The organism is Vibrio sp. CB1-5 (assembly GCF_059412285.1).
This window is the reverse complement of record NZ_JBJHPB010000001.1, coordinates 26,467-47,583: the sequence shown is the minus strand read 5'-3', so window position 1 is coordinate 47,583 and position 21,117 is coordinate 26,467. Positions and strand designations below refer to the sequence as shown.

The 21,117-nt window shown below is 47.0% G+C and carries 1 protein-coding gene; it reads right to left on the bottom strand.

Annotated elements, in window-relative coordinates; translation table 11 throughout:
• Positions 1 to 357: 357 nt before the first annotated feature.
• A complete protein-coding gene (locus ACJB0T_RS00125; protein WP_479290148.1) occupies positions 358 to 20,973 on the bottom strand; it encodes a tandem-95 repeat protein in 20,616 nt (6,871 codons plus the stop codon).
• Positions 20,974 to 21,117: the final 144 nt, after the last annotated feature.

Here is a 21,117-nt window from a genome sequence, read left to right as displayed (position 1 = left end):
GCATAGAAACTGCTAAGGCATTGAAAAGACGAGTTAAAATGTTTTTCGGTATACATGTCAGTAATTTACCAAGGCTGTTGACACAGAATGGAACCCAAGCCGTTGATTGTTAACATTTAATATCTCAGTGCGTATTATCTATCTTATGTTAAATTGAACGTGTGTGAGCTTGAAATCTTTGTGGCGGAGCTACTACTCCCTTCATCAAACGTACCGTATTTAACGATAATGTGGATTTACCATAAAATACCTAATAATCACATTACTTAATCGTTGATTAGTAATGTGATTATTAGAAAAAAGCCCGTGCTTGTTTGCTAGCACGGGCTTTGAAGATTCTAGTTCACTCGTTAGTGACTAGAAGTTGTTGTCGTCGATGTCGTGCTGACTTCCTCCCGATGATTGGTCGTCGTGCCCGAAGCTTCCAGAGTCATCTGTAAAGTCGACACCCGTATCTGTATTGTCGCCAGATGTCCAATCGCCGCTGCCTCCTGCGTCTTGCAGACCTGAAGTGTCTGTTGGAGCTTGGCTACTCACTTGCATTGCGTATTGATCATCAACTTCAATTGTTGTCGTTGCTGTTGCTCCTTCAATTGGAGTATCCAATTCATCAACACCTTGGAATGATATTGATGCTTCACCCTCAAAGGTATCGCCTAGTGACATTGTCACAGGTTGCGATAAGTCACCAGATACTGTGTAAGTACCATCACCATTATCAAGTGCACCGCTAACTGATGCGCCTTCTGGTATACCAGAGAGCTCAACCTGTTCTACACCTTCAGCTGATGTGACATCATCTGGTATGGACAAGTTAACATCTGTACCAGGTGCCGCCGTAACATCTGCACCCTCATCTTCAGTGTCAGTCTCATCTGCCGATGTCGCTTCAATGGTGTCTTGTACTGTTTCTGTATCTGCTACAGCGGTTTCTGGCTCTGAGCTTGATGCAGTTGTTGCTTCAGGTGCAGTTTCAACGTTCATTGTTGTTTCTAATGTTTGCTCCTCACTTCCAGATTGCACAGTCGCTTCTAATGGAATGTCACCACTAAACTCAGGATCCGGCCAGAATGTCCATTGGTCATCACCGGACGGTACCAATGCACCTTCATCACCTGTGTAATTGAGTTCAGAAAGACTTGCATCATCTGCTACATCAAGGTTTTGAAGAACCTGTTCGCCGCTGATACCGATAGAACCATCGTCGGATTGAGCTAATGGTTCAACTGTGCCAGAAGTTTGTTCATCAACCGTGATATTGAAATGACTTTCAACAGAGTTCTCTCCATCGCTAGCGACGAAGCCAATTTGTGCACTTCCAGTATAGCCTTCAGCAGGAGTAAATTGATAACCCCCCTGCCCGTCAGACTCAATGAGACCTTCGCCTTCAAGCAGTGTGACGGATTCAATGTTCATTTCACCCGTTTCAGAACTTAAAGTACCCAACATGTCGCTATCGGTGAAGTTAAGTGGTTCACTTTCCTCAACGGTAGCAGAAGCAATAGACTCGATTTCTGGGCCATCGGTGATTTGCCCTTCATTCTCATGAACACCAATTGTGCTTTGTTCATCATGAAGAATGCCATCACGCTCTACTACATAAGCGAAGTCCACTTCACCGGTAAAGCCATCAGCAGGGCTAAAGGTCCATGTGCCATCTCCATTGTCTACCATCGCGCCTTGGCTAGGATCAACCAAGTGAACCATTTGGATTGCATCGTCATCATTAGCATCGATGTTTTGCGCCATGCCAATCAAATCTTCTTCAGTAAGAATGATTGGTTCGCCAAGCGTTGTATCAAAGTCGCCTGCAATCTCGCTACCTTCCGGTTCTGGTAACGGCTCATCACCGTAGTCAACGGTTGTTGCGCTGACGGTCACGAAGAAGTTTCCTGAGAAATCTTCTGGTGGTGTTAACTGCAGATCATCTATGTTCCAGTTAGTGATACTTATCATTTGTCCCGGCTCGGTAATTATGACCGTATTCTCACCATCACTAACTTCAAACCCTACTGGGAAACCAGTCATGACTAAGTTGCTGAGCATTTCTGAGTCATCAATAAGGTCAACATTAAGCCCTAAGTGACCAGTTGAATCTTCAGAGAACACTAACGGCCCCTCGTGGTCCGTAGTGATAACGGCACCATCCGCGACAGGACGAACAAATACCGGTACGTCTAGTGCGGTTTCAAATTCACCATCTGACGCGACAACTTGAAACCCTGAAGTTCCGGCAAAATCACCTGTTGGTGTAAATGTCCAAGTACCATCACCATTGTCATTTAGGTCACCTGCGTCTTCTCCATCTGGCATGATAATGCGAGAAATGACTAGGTTCTCGGTGTCAATATCTCCAAACAGGTCTAGCATGTCGGATGAATCGAAGGTAAATGCCCCATCCTCGTTAGTAGTCAGGAAGGCGTTGCCATCGTTAAATGGTGCATCATTCACTGGGATGACATCAACATTTAGTGAGCCTTCAGCTGTCGCTTCACCATCTGTAATTTCGTAGGCTAATTCAACTAAGCCATTGAAGTCTTGTGATGTAACGAGGTGATACATACCGTCGGGCTGTTGCTGCAATTGCGCGTTTTGTGGTGACTTAACACTAATGCTTTCGAGTGTGAGTTCGTCTCCATCTAAATCACTAGCTTGCGCCAAGATGTATTCAGGGTCGATGACCATTACTTGGTCTTCTTCTCCTTGCATTTCTATTGCTGGAGCCTGAGGTTCATCGTTAACAGCAGCTATGTCGATATTGCCTTGAACTGGTGTGAGCTCGGTACCGTCATCAACGTTGAAGTTGAATGGTACATCACCGTTGTAGTTTTCTGTTGGCGTGAATGTCCACGTGCCATCAGTGTTATCAACCAGTGATCCGAATGACTCGTCGATTGACAAATCTCTAGCCGTCAAATCATCACCATCAATGTCTTGAGCGTGTTTCAACAAATCTTCTTGTGAAATAATGATGGCATTATCTTCGATACCTTCTAGGTCAACTGGATCCGACGTAGCTGCGTCATTAACTGGATTGACAGTCAGATCAGCGTTTGCAACGATCGTTTCTGTTCCGTCAGAGATATCAAAGTTAAGATCGATATCTCCGTTGAAGTTGGCATCCGGCGTAATGGTAAAGCTGCCATCACCATTGTCTGATACTGTTGCGTTGTCTCCAGCAGTAACGTTAGAGGCAGTTAGTTCATCACCATCAGTGTCCCCTGCTTGCGCTAGTAACTGCTCTTGAGTCAAGGTGATTGAACCATCTTCATCAACGCTGTAAGCGAGGTCGCCTGATACCGGAGCATCATTCACCGCGATAACTTCAATTCCAGCAGTCGTACCAACGGTTGCTCCGTCTTCATCGGCAACAATTACATCTAGTGACACATCACCATTGAAGTTTTCATTTGGCGCGAAGCTGTAGGTACCATCACCGTTGTCAGTGAAGATACCGTCAGTGCCTGAGTACGATACATCACTTACGCTCACCTCGCCTTCCACATCACTTGAGTTGGCAAGTAGTTGGTCGTCAGAGATGGTGATGATGCCATCTTCATCGACGGAGTATGTGGTTGAACCGGCCACTGGGATATCGTTGACAGACTCAACAGTCACATCAATGTTGGCTTCTGTGGTGGTTGTACCGTCACTTACAGAGAAGCTTAAGTCCACGTTACCGTTGAAGTTCTCGTTTGGAGCAAAGGTATACGTGCCATCCCCGTTGTCGGTGAACACGCCTTCTGTGCCTGGGTAGCTCACATCAGCAACTGACAGGTCATCACCATCAATGTCGGACGCGCCTGCAAGAAGCTGCTCATCCGTGAAGGTTAACGAACCGTCTTCTTGAATGGTGTAACCCACATCTTCCACAACCGCTGCGTCATTGACTGGGTTAACAGTCAGGTCAGCGTTTGCGACGATGGTGTCGGTGCCATCTGAGACATCGAAGCTTAAGTCAATGTCACCATTGAAGTCCGCATCTGGTGTGATAGTGAACGAGCCATCTTCATTAGCTGTTACTGTAGCGTTGTCACCAGCAGTTAGATTCGCTGCTTCAAGATCATCGCCTTCAACATCACTAGCTTGCGCTAGCAGTTGTTCTTGAGACAGTGTAATAGAGCCGTCTTCATCGACGCTATAGGCCAAATTACCAGATACTGGTGCATCGTTGACTGCAATAACGTCAATGCTTGCCGTGGTATCCGCTGTCGCACCATCCTCATCTACAACAGTGACATCAAGACTGACATTACCATTGAAGCTCTCATTTGGTGCGAAGCTGAACGTGCCATCACCGTTGTCGGTAAGTATGCCGTCTGTACCAGAGTAAGAGACATCTTCAACAGCCACCTCACCTTCTATATCCAAGCTATTAGCTAGCAGCTGGTCACTTGTAATGGTGATGATGTTGTCTTCGTCAACACTATAAGTCGTCGCTCCTGCAACCGGTAAGTCGTTCACTGAGATGACATCGATACCAGCCGTGGTATCCGCTGTCGCACCGTCTTCATCGACAACAGTAACATTGAGGCTTACGTCACCGTTGAAGTTCTCATTTGGAGAGAAGGTATAGGTGCCATCACCATTGTCAGTAAACACACCATCTGTACCGGTGTAGGTAACACTATCAAGTGCGACATCACCTTCAACATCAGAGCTGTTGGCAAGCAATTGTGCGTCGCTGATGGTGATGCTTCCATCCTCATTAACGCTATAGCTTGTTGCACCGGCTACTGGAACATCGTTGATTGGCACGACTTGGACATCGATATTGGCAGAGACCGTATCCGTTCCATCACTTACGTCGTAGGTAAGATCAACATTGCCATTGAAGTTTTCATTTGGTGCGAAGGTGTAAGTGCCATCGCCGTTGTCGGTAAAGACACCATCTGCTCCCTCATAGTTCACGGACTCAACAGTTAAATCATCACCGTCGATGTCAGTTGCGCCAGCGAGTAGCTGTTCGTCAGTAAAGGTTAGCGAGCCATCTTCATTAATGGTGTAGTCGTGGTCGTAAATGACAGACAAGTCATTTACAGCAGTCACCGTAACATCAAGTTCCGCTGGGGTAACACCGCCGTTGCCGTCGTCAACGTTATAGCTGATTGAGAACTCACCGTTAAAGTTTTCTTCCGGCGTAATGGTATAAGTACCATCACCGTTGTCTGTGATGATCGCATTTTCAATAGCGATATCACCGATGCTTGGTTCATTACCGTCAGTTTCTTCGCCAGATCCTGTTTCTTCGGTATCACCTGCAATGACTTCTGAGATATCAATGCCATTGTCGGCCGCCGAAGCTTCTTCAGACGTTGGTAGTTCAAAGTTAGTGACCGTGCTGACGTCTTGGCTCGGTACTATCACGCCATCGACGATGTCAAACACATGCCAGTGATCGCCTTGTGGATTGTCCGGTAGATCCGGCGTGAAGGATTGAATCAGGCTATCACCAACAAAGATTTGAACCTGAACCTCTTCAACACCATCTACGTCCCAACTACGACCACTGTAATTGTGCACTGAATAGTGCATGTTCATATCTTCGTAGTTTGGAATGGTGATGGTTTCTGGGCCATTGCCATTTACGTCATCAACATCCTGGCTGACTCGGTCTCCGCCTCCTTGGTTGTAACTCATATCTCGATAGTAGATATGATCAAGCTCTTGTCCTGAGTCTTGATTGTATAGCCATAGGTGGTTGTCAAGATCTCGAGGTTCATCACCCCAAGTTACAACCACACGCATATCGGCGTCATCTAAGACTTCAGATATTGCGGTTACGCCACCGTTGGTCTCTTCTCCTGCTGGGACAACAAAGCTTGTCGTAATTGCCCCCTCTTGCTCAATCGTTACTGTACCTTCGTTGACAATCGAGCCACTGACTGAGTAATTACCCGAGTCATCGGTTACGGTGGTGTAGCTATTACCCGCACCGTCAGCCAACGTAACATCAGCGCCGGACACTGGATTACTGGTTTCCGCATCCAGCACGGTACCTGTCACCGTTGTATCATCGCCCTGCTCTCCAATGATGGCTGTCATGTCATCATCTTCGATATCAGTTGCGAACTGCAATAGCTCCTCTTGAGTGATGGTATAAGAGCCATCTTCCTCAATCGTAATAGCGACATCAGCAGAGACAATTGGCGCATCATTGACTGGGTCAACCGTTAAGCCGAGGTTGGCTGCTATTGGGGTGTCACCATCACTGATGCTATAGGCCACATCAATGTAACCGTTGAAGTTCTCATTTGGCGTGATGGAGAAAGTACCATCGCCATTGTCAATAATGGTGGCATTGTCTGCTACTAAGCTGTCTGCAGTGAGTGCATCTCCCTCGATATCAGCCGCATTGGCAAGTAATTGCTCTTGAGTAATCGTGATGGTGTTGTCTTCATCAACATTAGCGTAAACATCCGATGTTGTTGGAAGATCGTTGACTGGATTGACCGATAGATCGGCATTAGCAACAATGGTTTCTGTACCATCCGAAATATCAAAATTCAGGTCAATGTTGCCGTTAAAGTTGACCTCTGGTGTTACGGTAAAGGTACCGTCACCATTATCAACCACGGTCGCGTTATCGCCAGCAGACAAATTAGCAGCAGTGAGGTCATCACCATCCACATCTGAAGCCTGAGACAGCAACTGCTCTTGGGTTAACGTAATCGAACCATCTTCGTTGATGCTGTAGGCAAGATCGCCTGAGACAGGTGCATCATTAACCGCAATCACGTCGATACCTGCTGTGGTATCGGCGGTTGCGCCATCTTCGTCAGCGACGACGACATCAAGCGAAACGTTGCCGTTGAAGTTCTCATTTGGTGCGAAGCTGTAGGTACCGTCACCATTGTCCGTGAAGATACCATCTGTGCCAGAATAAGACACATCACTGACTCTCACATCCCCTTCAACATCAGAGCTATTAGCAAGCAACTGATCATCTGAAATGGTAATCACGCCATCTTCATTCACGGAGTATGAGGTAGAGCCTGCCACTGGAATGTCATTAACAGATTCGACCGAGACATCAATGTTGGCCTCTGTTTTCGTTGTGCCATCACTAACAGAGAACTTAAGATCAACATCACCGTTGAAATTTTCGTTTGGAGCAAAGGTATAGGTGCCGTCACCGTTATCGGTGAATACGCCATCAGTGCCTGTGTACGAAACATCCGCAACAGAGAGATCATCACCATCAATGTCTGATGCACCTGCTAGGAGTTGCTCGTCAGTAAACATCAGTGAACCATCTTCTTGGATGGTGTAGCCAACATCTTCTACAACCGCGGCGTCGTTCACTGGGTTAACCGTTAGATCGGCATTAGCCACTACAGTGTCGGTGCCGTCAGAGATATCGAAGATTAAGTCAATGTCGCCATTGAAGTCTCCATCTGGTGTGATGGTGAATGAGCCATCTTCGTTGGCTGTAACTGTCGCGTTGTCACCCGCTGACAAGTTCGCTGCAGTAAGGTCATCCCCCTCGACATCACTTGCTTGAGACAGCAATTGCTCTTGCGTCAGCGTAATCGAACCGTCTTCATCAACAGAGTAAGCTAAGTCACCTGAGACTGGTGCGTCATTAACCGCAATGACATCGATACCCGCAGTGGTATCCGCTGTTGCTCCATCTTCATCAACAACGGTTACATCAAGCGACACATTGCCGTTGAAGTTTTCATTTGGTGCGAAGCTGTAAGTGCCGTCGCCGTTGTCCGTGAAGATACCGTCAGTGCCTGAGTACGAAACATCATCAACGGCCACTTCGCCCTCAATGTCAGAGCTGTTGGCGAGAAGCTGTTCGTCTGAGATGGTAATAATGCCATCTTCATCGACTGAGTATGTAGTAGAGCCAGCAACAGGAATGTCATTGACCGACTCAACCGTCACGTCAATATTCGCTTCAGTGGTGGTTGTGCCATCACTGACAGAGAAGCTTAAATCCACTTCACCATTGAAGTTCTCGTTTGGTGCGAAGGTATAGGTGCCATCACCGTTGTCAGTGAACACACCTTCTGTACCCGAGTAGCTGACATCAGCAACAGATAAATCGTCGCCATCAATGTCAGATGCACCCGCTAGAAGTTGCTCATCAGTAAACGTTAGTGAGCCATCTTCTTGGATGGTGTAGCCAACATCTTCCACAACCGCAGCGTCATTCACTGGGTTCACAGTGAGGTCAGCGTTAGCGACAATAGTGTCGGTACCATCAGAGATGTCGAAGCTTAGATCAATGTCGCCATTAAAATCAGCATATGGTGTTATGGTGAATGAGCCATCTTCATTAGCGGTAACTGTAGCGTTATCGCCTGCTGACAGATTGGCAGCGGTTAAATCATCGCCGTCTACATCTGAAGCTTGCGATAGCAGTTGCTCTTGAGTCAGTGTGATAGAACCATCTTCGTCGACGCTGTACGCCAAGTCACCAGAGACTGGTGCATCGTTAACTGCAATGACTTCTACACCTGCAGTTGTCTCTGCTGTCCCACCCTGTTCATCCACAACAGTGACGTCAATCGAGACCTCACCGTTGAAGTTTTCATTTGGTGCGAAGCTGTATGTGCCATCACCATTGTCGGTAAAGATACCGTCTGTACCTGAGTACGAAACATCAGAGATAGCGACATCGCCTTCGACATCCGAGCTGTTGGCGAGCAACTGCTCGTTGGTGAATGTAAGAATATTATCTTCGTCAACACTATAAGTCGTTGAACCAGCGACTGGTAAATCATTGACTTCAGTTACTGTGATATCAATATTCGCAGGGGTGATTTCCGTGCCGTCAGATACTTCAAACAAGAGGTCGACTTCACCACTAAAGTTCTCGTTTGGAGCAAAGGTATAAGTACCATCACCGTTATCTGTAAATACCCCTTCAGAGCCATTGTATGTGACGGATTCAACGCTGAGGTCATCACCATCGATATCGGTAGCATTGGCCAACAACTGTTCATCGGTGAAGGTGAGCGAGCCATCCTCTTCCATGGTGTAAGCCACATCTTCAACAATCGCCGCTGCATCGTTAACTGGATTAACAGTCAAGTCGATATTAGCGACCGTTGAGTCTGTACCATCGGTGACAGAGAACGTTAGGTCGATATCGCCATAGAAATCCGCTTCTGGTGTGATAGTGAAAGAGCCGTCATCATTAGCGACGACGGTAGCATTGCTTGCTGCGGTCACATTTAAAGCAGTGAGATCATCACCTTCAACGTCACTAGCTTGAGACAATAGCTGCTCTTGGGTAAGTGTAATCGAGCCATCTTCATTAATGCTGTATGCTAAATCACCAGAAACTGGCGCGTCATTAACAGCGATGACTTCGATGCCAGCCGTTGTTTCTGCCGTTGCACCATCTTCATCTACTACGGTTACATCTAGCGATACATTACCGTTGAAGTTTTCATTTGGCGCAAAGCTGTAGGTGCCGTCACCGTTATCCGTGAAGATACCATCTGTGCCTGAATAAGAAACATCGTCAACCGCAACCTCACCTTCAACATCTGAGCTGTTTGCTAGAAGCTGGTCATTGGAGATTGTGATAATGCCATCTTCGTCAACCGAGTACGTAGTTGAACCTGCAACTGGAATATCGTTGACAGACTCTACGGTAACATCGACGTTCGCTTCAGTCGTTGTAGTTCCATCGCTTACTGAGAAGCTCAAATCCACTTCACCATTGAAGTTCTCATTTGGCGCGAAGGTATAAGTGCCGTCACCATTATCGGTAAACACGCCTTCCGTGCCTGAGTAACTCACATCGGCGACAGACAAGTCATCGCCATCAATGTCTGATGCGCCAGCTAATAGCTGCTCATCAGTAAAGGTTAATGAACCATCTTCTTGAATGGTATAACCGACATCTTCAACCACTGCAGCGTCGTTAACAGGGTTAACGGTTAAGTCTAGATTTGTCAATATGATTTGGTCGCCATCGCTGACATCGAAGCTGAGGTTTACATCACCGTTGAAGTCTGCGTCTGGTGTGATGGTAAAGGTACCATCGCCATTATCCACAACAGTGACGTTTTCATCTTCTGTGCTCAAATTAAGCGCAGTTAGAGCATCGCCATCGAGATCGTTGGCATTCGCCAGTAACTGCTCTTGAGTAATGGTAATGGAGCCATCTTCGTCGACTTGTGCAGAGACCGAGTCTGATTCAGGTGCATGGTCAACTTCAAAGTTAACAACTTGAATCGTACTCGCTTCATCGTCGTTAGAAAGTTCTGTTGCGGTCGCTTTGATTTCTAACGCAGTGGAGCCTGTATAGTCCTCTGGGAAGGTGATTTCGATGTTTTGATCGATGACCAGAGTTGGAAGCACGGCTGTGCCATCTTCACCAATAACGATCTCACCTTGCAAGATTTGGCTGTTGGTTTCACCGACGTCTACAGTAAACGTGAAGTCATCGTAGTCACGATCACCACCGCCATAGAGATCTTCGATACCATAAACAATCTCGCCATCATCATTTAACGTTGTTCTGGTATGTTCAACGCCATCTTGGTTCAGGTTGGTATTCGTACCACCATGGAACACCGAGTCTCCAAATTGACTTTGGATAACGGTTTCATTGCCATCAGGATCAATATGAACCAGTTGCGGGTCGACAGAATCAATGGTAGCTGGGTTTCCGTCCGCGTCGCGGAACATAAAGGTTCCATCTTGCATCGAGTCGAAGTCATTTCTATTGAAGCCATTTGGAATGACAAACAGGTTGAAGCTTTCGCCTTCTTCCACTTCAAACGTGATTGACGATTGACCCGGAATCAAGTCGCCACCGGAGCCAACTTGGGATGCGTTCTCAAACCCAATGTTTACGTCGGTAATATTGCCATCTTCATCAACAGTGTAGTAACCAGCGGTATTTTGGAAACCAGCGCCTTCACCTTCGAAAGTGACAGTGATATCCGTGGTTTCATAACTGGTAATACCGCCAGACTGGTCGTCAAGTACACCCTCGTTGTCATAGCGAATCACAGTACCTTCTGGTAAGCCGCCCACTTCCAGCGTTAGTGTCTCTGACAAGTCTTGGTCTACAAGCGCAGCACCGATGTTTAGTTCGGTGGTGCTACCAGGTTCTACAATAATGGCTTCATCTGTGACGGCGTCACCATCACCAGTGGTCACCTCCAAGTCTGGTGCATCGGCTACCGCTTCGACATTCACACCGATAGTTTGGGCAACTTCAGCTTCACCATCTGATACGGTAAAGCCGATATCTAGATTGCCGCTAAAGTGCTCTTCCGGCGTAAAGGTGTATGTACCATCTCCATTATCGACGAGAGATCCTTCATCACCGCTGTAACTCACATCGGTAATACTCAGCTCATCACCTTCGACGTCTGTCGCTTGAGCTAGAAGCTGCTCTTCTGTGAAGACAAATGTATTATCTTCCTGTATTTCAACGTTAAGTGGAGCAACATCTGGCGCGTCATTTATCGGATTAACCGTTAATGTAAGTTCACTGGTTGTATCTAGTTCACCGTCAGAAACGCTGTAGCTAAATACGATATCACCATTGAAATCTTGTGACGGCGTAACACTATACGTACCATCACCATTATTGACGATTGTTGCGTTCGGGTCGTTAGTCTCAAGGTTTTCTGCGACTAAGAAGTCACCGTCTCTATCAGTTGCGTTTTCAAGCAGCATATCTTGTGTAACCAAGATAACGCCATCTTCATCCATTTCCGCGACAACTGGTTCTGCTTCTGGCGCATCATTGACAAACTGAACTTTCAACGCGATGTCAGCGGTAACCGTATCGGTACCATCACTAACATCAAACGTAAGACCTGCACTGCCACTATAATCCGGTGCTGGCGTTAAGGTATAAGTACCATCACCATTATCAGTTACTGATACATTTGGCTCATCGGAGTTGACGTTGACGACAGTTAAATCATCACCCTCAACGTCAGTTGCTTGGGCAAGCAACTCTTCTGCTGTGACAATAATCGATTCGTCTTCCAAGACATTGAATGATAAATCGGGTACATCAGGTGCATCGTTTACAGGCGTTACGGTTAGGTCTAACTCGGTGCCTACTGTAGCGATTCCGTCTGTCACATCATAGGTGAAGTCGATATCGCCATAGAAGTCTTCACTTGGAGTGATAGTGAAACTACCATCCTCGTTTTGAACAATAGTAGCGTTCTCATCGTTCGTGCTTAGGTTGACTGCGGTGAGATCGTCGCCATCAAGGTCACTCGCGTTAGCAAGCAACTCTTCTTGAGTGATAGTGATGGTGCCATCTTCCTCTACCGTAGCAGATAGTGGGCCTGTTACTTCTGGACCAACGTTGGAGTCAACAACATCAATGTTTAGTGAACTTGGCGCCGTGGCTTGTCCATCACTGATATCAAACGATAACGAAACATTGCCTGTAAAGCCTTCAGATGGTGTGAAGCTGAAGGTATTATCGCCATTATCAACCAGTGTGCCGTCCAATTGATTAGTTAGGACAAGGTTTTCAACATGTAGAATGTCTCCATCTACATCAGTCGCACCACTCAACAAACTCGATGTACTAATTGTGATTGTGCCATCATTTAGCATATCCAAATTCAGCGGAGCGCCAGGAACAGGAACGTCGTTCACTGGAATCACAGCCAAATCAATTTGGTTCATAGTGACGTCTTCGCCATCACTGACACCAAAGCTGAGATCCACATCGCCATTGAAGTTTTCGTTTGGAACGAATGTGTATGTACCATCTCCGTTATCAGTTAACTCACCACTATCCCCGTTGTAGCTGACGTTGTAGATGCTTAACTCATCACCCTCGACATCGGAAGCATTCGCAAGCAGATCTTCATCGGTAAAGGTGATGGAGTTGTCTTCTTCGGTACTCAAGATAACAGGACCAGAAACCACTGGCGCGTCGTTTACTTCCGAGAAGTTAATGTGAATAGTGTTGTCATCAACCAACTCACCATCAGTGACTTGATACGTTAGGTCAATATCACCAGAGAAGTTCTCATTTGGCGTGACTGTCCAAGTACCATCACCATTGTCAGTTAAGGTCGCATTTTCATCTTCGAGAGCCAGATTGATGATATCTAGCTCATCACTGTCGATATCACTGGCTTGAGCCAATAACTGCTCCTCGGTAATGACAATAGAAGCAAAACCGTCTGCTCCCTCTTCTGTCGTAGTTACAGCTGGTAAGTCAGCAGTTAGATCGATCTCTTGATCGCCTTCACGAACATTCAGACTAATGGTTTCGGTAACTTCAGTACCGTCGATACCGATAGATGTAAATACGACATCGTCAGGTAGTGTCTGAGAAACAGACATGTTTTGAACAACGTAAGTACCGTTACCTTGAATAGTACCGAGTTCGAAACGAGCCACAGGTTCATCGGTCGTTAACGTATACTCGTGTTCATAGCTGTTGCGATCATCTTTATGGTAAGTTTCAGAATCTATGAGATTTCCATCCGCATCAAACGCTCGGATCTCAACCTCTGTGAAGTGTCTAGACTCTTCCATAAACCAGCCACCTAGACCATCTAGATTGAAGCTGATTTCGTTAATGTCCTGACCTTCTACCGTGACGACAAGTTGTTCATCACCACTTAGGCCTTGTCTGTCAGTATCCCCAATACCATGACCGATATGGGTGTTACCGTTCCAAGCGCCAAGCGGACCATCGGTACTTTGTGTGGTAACGGTCAAGTCACCATCGGTAAATTGGCGAGTATGAGAATCGACTTCATCACCCCAGTCGCTGACTTTAGCGTTGTCATCGAAGGTACCTAGTTGCGTGGTTGATGTAGAATCAGCTACCGCAGTCTCATCTGGAACAAAGCGAATCTCAGTGTCTGGAGAAACTTCTTGCCCAACTTCGAGAGTGACCCACTCATCTTCAATGTTTGCTTGAACAATACCGAATTCAGGTTGTTGGTCGAGACGAATCGCTGGCTCTTCGCGCATACTTACGCCAACAGTTTGGTCTTCTTCCGCCTGAATGTAGATTTCATCTCCTGCATCAGGTGCGTCATTCACTGGATTGACCGTAAGATCTAAGGTCGTTACAACATTCTCTTCACCATCAGAAACCGTGTATGTGAAATCCAACTCGCCATTGAAGTTTTCTTCCGGAGTGATAGTGAACGAACCATCCTCGTTCTGAACGATTTCTGCTTCAGTACCAAACAATTGCAGATCACTGGCAACTAGGTCGTCGCCGTCGATATCTGACGCATTCGCCAACAATTGCTCTTGAGTGATGGTGATACTGTTATCTTCATCCACCTGAGCGACAATGCCCGATACTTCCGGAGCATCGTTGACTGGGTTAACGGTCAAACCACCTGACGCAACAATAGTGTCTGTGCCATCCGAGATATCGAAGTTAAGATCAATTTCTCCATTAAAATTGGCATCTGGCGTAATGGTAAAGGTTCCATCACCGTTATCGACAACGGTGGCATCTCCGCCAACGCTTAAGTTAGACGCAGTCAACGCGTCTCCTTCAACATCTGACGCCTGAGCAAGTAGTTGATCTTGGTTTAACGTGATGGTTCCGTCTTCATTAACTGAATAAGCAACAGTACCCGAGACAGGCACATCATTGACTGCGATAACTTCAATACCCGCTGTGGTTTCTGCGGTTGCACCGTCTTCATCTACAATGGTCACTTCGAGAGAAACATTGCCGTTGAAGTTCTCGTTTGGTGCGAAGCTGTATGTACCATCACCGTTGTCAGTAAAAATGCCGTCAGTGCCTGAGTAAGACACGTCATCAACCGCGACTTCGCCTTCAACATCACTCGAGTTAGCAAGTAATTGGTCGTCAGAGATAGTGATAATGCCGTCTTCATCAACTGAGTATGTGGTTGAACCGGCCACTGGAATATCATTGACCGACTCAACCGTTACATCAATGTTGGCTTCAGTCGTGGTCGTACCGTCGCTTACAGAGAAGCTTAGGTCGACGTCACCATTAAAGTTCTCGTTTGGCGCAAAGGTATATGTACCATCACCGTTGTCGGTGAACACACCTTCTGTACCAGAGTAACTGACATCCGCAACTGACAGGTCATCGCCATCAATGTCTGACGCACCTGCTAGAAGCTGTTCATCAGTGAAGGTTAACGAGCCGTCTTCTTGGATGGTGTAGCCCACATCTTCCACAACTGCTGCGTCATTCACTGGGTTCACAGTGAGGTCAGCATTGGCCACGATAGTGTCGGTACCATCCGAGATGTCAAAGCTTAGGTCAATGTCGCCATTGAAGTCCGCATCTGGCGTGATGGTAAATGAGCCATCTTCGTTGGCCGTTACGGTCGCGTTATCACCTGCAGATAAGTTGGCTGCCGTTAGGTCATCACCATCTACATCACTCGCTTGCGACAACAATTGCTCTTGAGTCAGAGTAATCGAACCGTCTTCGTCGACTGAGTAAGCTAAGTCGCCTGAGACTGGCGCGTCGTTGACTGCAATGACATCAATGCCTGCGGTAGTTTCTGCCGTAGCACTGTCTTCATCTACAACGGTTACATCAAGTGATACATTACCGTTGAAGTTTTCATTTGGCGCGAAGCTGTAGGTGCCATCGCCGTTGTCAGTGAAGATACCATCAGTACCCGAGTAAGACACATAACTTACGCTCACCTCGCCTTCAACATCACTTGAATTAGCAAGCAATTGGTCGTCAGAGATGGTGATAATACCGTCTTCATCGACTGAGTATGTCGTTGAACCAGCCACTGGAATATCGTTGACAGATTCAACGGTCACATCAATGTTGGCTTCTGTGGTGGTCGTACCGTCGCTGACTGAGAAGCTTAGGTCTACTTCACCATTGAAGTTCTCATTTGGTGCAAAGGTATAAGTACCATCACCATTGTCGGTGAACACACCTTCGGTTCCTGAGTAGCTGACATCCGCAACGGATAGATCATCCCCGTCAATATCTGACGCACCTGCTAGAAGCTGCTCGTCAGTAAAGGTCAACGAACCGTCTTCTTGGATGGTGTAACCCACATCTTCCACAACTGCTGCGTCATTCACTGGATTCACAGTCAAATCTGCATTAGCTACGATGGTGTCGGTGCCATCAGAAATATCGAAGCTTAAGTCAATGTCACCATTGAAGTCAGCATCCGGTGTGATGGTGAAAGAGCCATCTTCATTGGCAGTTACAGTTGCGTTATCACCCGCTGATAAATTCGAAGCCGTCAAGTCATCGCCATCGACATCTGAAGCTTGAGACAATAGTTGCTCTTGAGTCAGAGTAATAGAACCGTCTTCATCAACCGAATAAGCTAAATCACCTGAGACTGGGGCATCGTTCACTGCGATGACATCAATACCAGCTGCGGTCTCTGCGGTTGCACCGTCTTCATCTACAACGGTGACATCAAGAGATACGTTGCCGTTGAAGTTTTCGTTTGGCGCAAAGCTGTAGGTTCCATCTCCATTATCAGTAAAGATGCCGTCTGTACCTGAGTAAGACACATCATCAACCGCGACTTCACCTTCCACATCCGAGCTGTTCGCTAGAAGCTGCTCATCAGAGATAGTGATGATGCCATCTTCATCGACTGAGTAAGTCGTAGAGCCGGCCACCGGAATATCATTGACAGACTCAACCGTCACATCAATATTGGCTTCTGTGGTAGTCGTGCCATCGCTTACAGAGAAGCTTAGGTCAACTTCACCATTGAAATTCTCGTTCGGAGCGAAGGTATAGGTTCCGTCACCATTGTCGGTGAACACACCTTCTGTGCCTGAGTAGCTGACATCTGCTACTGACAAGTCATCGCCATCAATATCTGACGCCCCCGCAAGGAGCTGATCATCAGTGAAGGTCAGTGAACCATCTTCTTGGATGGTGTAACCCACGTCTTCCACGACTGCTGCGTCATTCACTGGGTTCACACTCAAATCAGCATTAGCCACGATGGTGTCAGTGCCATCAGAAATATCGAAGCTTAAGTCAATGTCACCATTGAAGTCCGCATCTGGAGTAATAGTGAATGAACCATCTTCATTGGCAGTTACAGTTGCGTTGTCACCTGCTGATAAGTTAGCCGCAGTGAGATCATCGCCGTCCACATCACTTGCTTGTGATAGCAATTGCTCTTGAGTCAGAGTAATCGAACCGTCTTCATCTACTGAGTACGATAAATCACCTGAAACAGGAGCATCATTAACGGCAATAACGTCAATGCCAGCTGTGGTATCCGCCATCGCACCATCTTCATCAACAACGGTGACATCAAGCGATACATTGCCGTTGAAGTTTTCATTTGGTGCGAAGCTGTAAGTGCCATCGCCGTTATCCGTGAAGATACCGTCCGTACCTGAGTAAGACACATCTTCAACCGCAACCTCACCTTCAACATCAGAGCTGTTCGCTAGAAGCTGATCGTCCGAGATAGTTATGATGCCATCTTCATCGACGGAATAAGTGGTTGAACCGGCAACCGGAATATCGTTGACCGACTCCACAGTCACATTAATATTGGCTTCTGTGGTGGTCGTGCCATCGCTTACGGAGAAGCTTAGGTCCACGTCTCCATTGAAGTTCTCGTTTGGTGCGAAGGTATACGTGCCATCACCATTGTCGGTGAACACACCTTCTGTGCCTGAGTAACTGACATCCGCGACTGATAGGTCGTCACCATCAATATCTGATGCGCCCGCAAGAAGCTGCTCATCCGTAAAGGTCAACGAACCGTCTTCTTGGATGGTGTAACCCACATCTTCCACAACCGCTGCGTCATTGACTGGGTTCACAGTTAGGTCAGCGTTTGCGACGATGGTGTCGGTGCCATCTGAGACATCGAAGCTTAAGTCAATGTCACCATTGAAGTCTGCATCAGGTGTGATGGTAAATGAGCCGTCTTCGTTGGTCGTGACGGTAGCGTTGTCGCCAGCGCTTAGATTGGCGGCAGTCAGATCATCGCCGTCTACATCTGAAGCTTGAGACAGAAGTTGCTCTTGAGTAAGAGTAATCGAACCATCTTCATCGACTGAGTAAGCTAAGTCACCGGAGACTGGTGCATCGTTGACTGCAATAACATCAATGCCTGCCGTTGTTTCAGCGGTTGCACCGTCTTCGTCAGCAACAGTCACATTTAGCGATACGTTTCCGTTGAAGTTTTCGTTTGGCGCGAAGCTGTAAGTACCATCACCATTGTCAGTAAAGATACCGTCCGTGCCAGAGTACGACACATCATCAACCGCGACTTCACCTTCCACGTCTGAGCTGTTTGCCAGAAGCTGCTCATCGGAGATAGTGATTATGCCATCTTCGTTAACTGAATATGTGGTTGAACCAGCCACTGGAATGTCATTAACGGACTCAACGGTTACATCAATATTGGCTTCTGTCGTAGTCGTGCCATCACTTACTGAGAAGCTTAAGTCGACTTCTCCATTAAAGTTCTCGTTTGGTGCGAAGGTATACGTACCGTCACCATTATCGGTAAACACACCTTCTGTACCTGAGTAGCTAACATCCGCTACAGATAGGTCGTCACCATCAATATCAGAGGCGCCAGCGAGAAGCTGCTCATCCGTGAAGGTCAACGAACCGTCTTCTTGGATGGTGTAACCCACATTTTCCACAACCGCTGCGTCATTCACTGGGTTCACAGTGAGGTCAGCATTGGCCACGATAGTGTCGGTGCCATCGGAGATGTCGAAGCTGAGGTCAATGTCACCATTAAAGTCTGCATCAGGTGTGATAGTAAATGAGCCATCTTCATTGGCAGTTACCGTAGCGTTGTCACCCGCTGATAAATTCGCAGCCGTCAAGTCATCGCCGTCTACATCTGAAGCTTGCGATAACAGTTGCTCTTGAGTAAGAGTAATAGAACCATCTTCATCAACCGAATAAGCTAAATCACCTGAGACTGGTGCATCGTTTACAGCAATAACGTCAATACCTGCCGTAGTTTCAGCAGTTGCACCGTCTTCATCTACAACAACGACATCGAGGCTGACATTGCCGTTGAAGTTTTCATTTGGTGCGAAGCTATAAGTACCATCACCGTTGTCAGTAAAGATACCGTCCGTGCCTGAATAAGAGACATCATCAACCGCGACTCCGCCTTCAATATCGCTCGAGTTAGCAAGTAATTGGTCGTCAGAGATAGTGATAATGCCGTCTTCATCGACTGAGTATGTGGTAGAACCGGCTACTGGGATATCGTTGACTGACTCCACAGTCACATCAATATTGGCCTCAGTAGTTGTAGTTCCATCGCTGACAGAGAAACTAAGGTCTACTTCGCCATTAAAGTTTTCATTTGGAGAGAAAGTGTATGTGCCATCACCATTATCGGTGAACACACCCTCTGTACCAGAGTAGCTAACATCCGCTACTGAAAGGTCATCGTCATCAATATCTGATGCGCCAGCGAGAAGCTGCTCATCCGTGAAGGTTAACGAACCGTCTTCTTGGATGGTGTAACCGACATCTTCCACAACCGCTGCATCATTCACTGGATTCACAGTGAGATCAGCATTAGCCACGATAGTGTCGGTGCCGTCAGAGATATCGAAGTTTAGGTCAATGTCACCATTGAAATCCGCATCTGGCGTAATAGTAAATGAGCCGTCTTCGTTAGCCGTCACCGTCGCGCTGTCGCCAACGCTTAAGTTAGCGGCTGTCAGATCATCGCCGTCCACATCACTCGCTTGCGACAGAAGTTGCTCTTGAGTAAGAGTAATAGAACCATCTTCATCAACCGAATAAGCTAAATCACCTGAAACTGGTGCGTCGTTCACTGCGATGACATCAATACCAGCTGTGGTCTCTGCGGTTGCGCCATCTTCATCTACAACAACGACATCGAGGCTGACATTGCCATTGAAGTTTTCGTTTGGTGCAAAGCTGTAAGTACCATCACCATTGTCAGTGAAGATACCGTCAGTGCCTGAGTAGGAAACATCGCTGACGGAAACGTCTCCTTCAACATCACTTGAGTTAGCTAACAACTGGTCATCGCTAATTGTGATGATGCCATCTTCGTTAACTGAGTAAGTCGTTGACCCCGCGACAGGCAAATCATTAACGGCTTCGACAGTCACATCAATATTGGCCTCAGTAGTTGTAGTTCCATCGCTGACAGAGAAACTTAGGTCTACTTCGCCATTGAAGTTTTCATTTGGAGAGAAAGTGTATGTGCCATCACCATTATCGGTGAACACACCATCGGCACCCGTGTAAGTTACATTGGCTACGGTAAGATCATCGCCGTCTACATCGGTTGCTCCCGCTAACAGCTGCGCATCAGTAAATGTTAGCGAACCATCCTCCTGGATGGTATAAGCAACATCTTCAACTTCTGCCTCATCGTTCACATCTTCGACCTGGACTTCGAACGTTTGCTCTGTTGTCTCAGAGTCAAAGTCGTCATCCAATCGCTCTTGATCTAGGTTGGCTTGCTCGCCTTCATCAAGAACGTTGACCTCAAATGTTTCACTGTCAGTTTGCGTGTCAAAATCATCACCTTCGCCAGCCCCAGCGGCAGGTGAAGCCGCTGATGCTTGCGGTGCGCCAGAAGCTTGCTGAGTTTGCCCTTCAGCGTCACTACCACCATCTGAGCCTTGGGAATCTTGGCCACCTACACTTTGCGCGCCAGCTCCTGCGCCACCAGCGCCACCAGAACCCGCATCAGCGCTAGCGCCTTCGTCTGCCATCTGACTATCAACAACACCTGACTGAGCACCCTCGGACGAAGCGGCTTCACTATCTACAGCCTCAGAAAATTGCGCACCACTGCTGTCATCACCTTCACTTGGTGCACCGGCACCGCTGGGATTATCTTCCATTGCCTGGTTAATGTCGTCAGCGGCATCGGCAGCATCTGCCCCTGTCGCTATAGTGGTTGCAATTGTATTTTGTTGGTTCTGTTGAGCCTGTTGCTGCTCCGTACCATCATTACCGGTTTCTACTTGTTCGACCGCATCATTGAGAGGGTTATTTTCGTTGTTGTCAGCCATGTTGCCTCAGTCGCGTTGTTAGCTTTAAAAATCAGACACTTCCTAAAAACTAAGTAAAGGACAAAAAACACGAAAGACAAGGCAATTTTTGCGAAAAAAAAGCAAAAAGTTTAGATGAAAAAATTGAAATTTATGCGTACCAAA

Coding starts and splice junctions, on each gene's coding strand:
- ACJB0T_RS00125 (WP_479290148.1), bottom strand. CDS start 20,973: ATGGCTGACAACAACGAAAATAACCCTCTCAATGATGCGGTCGAACAA.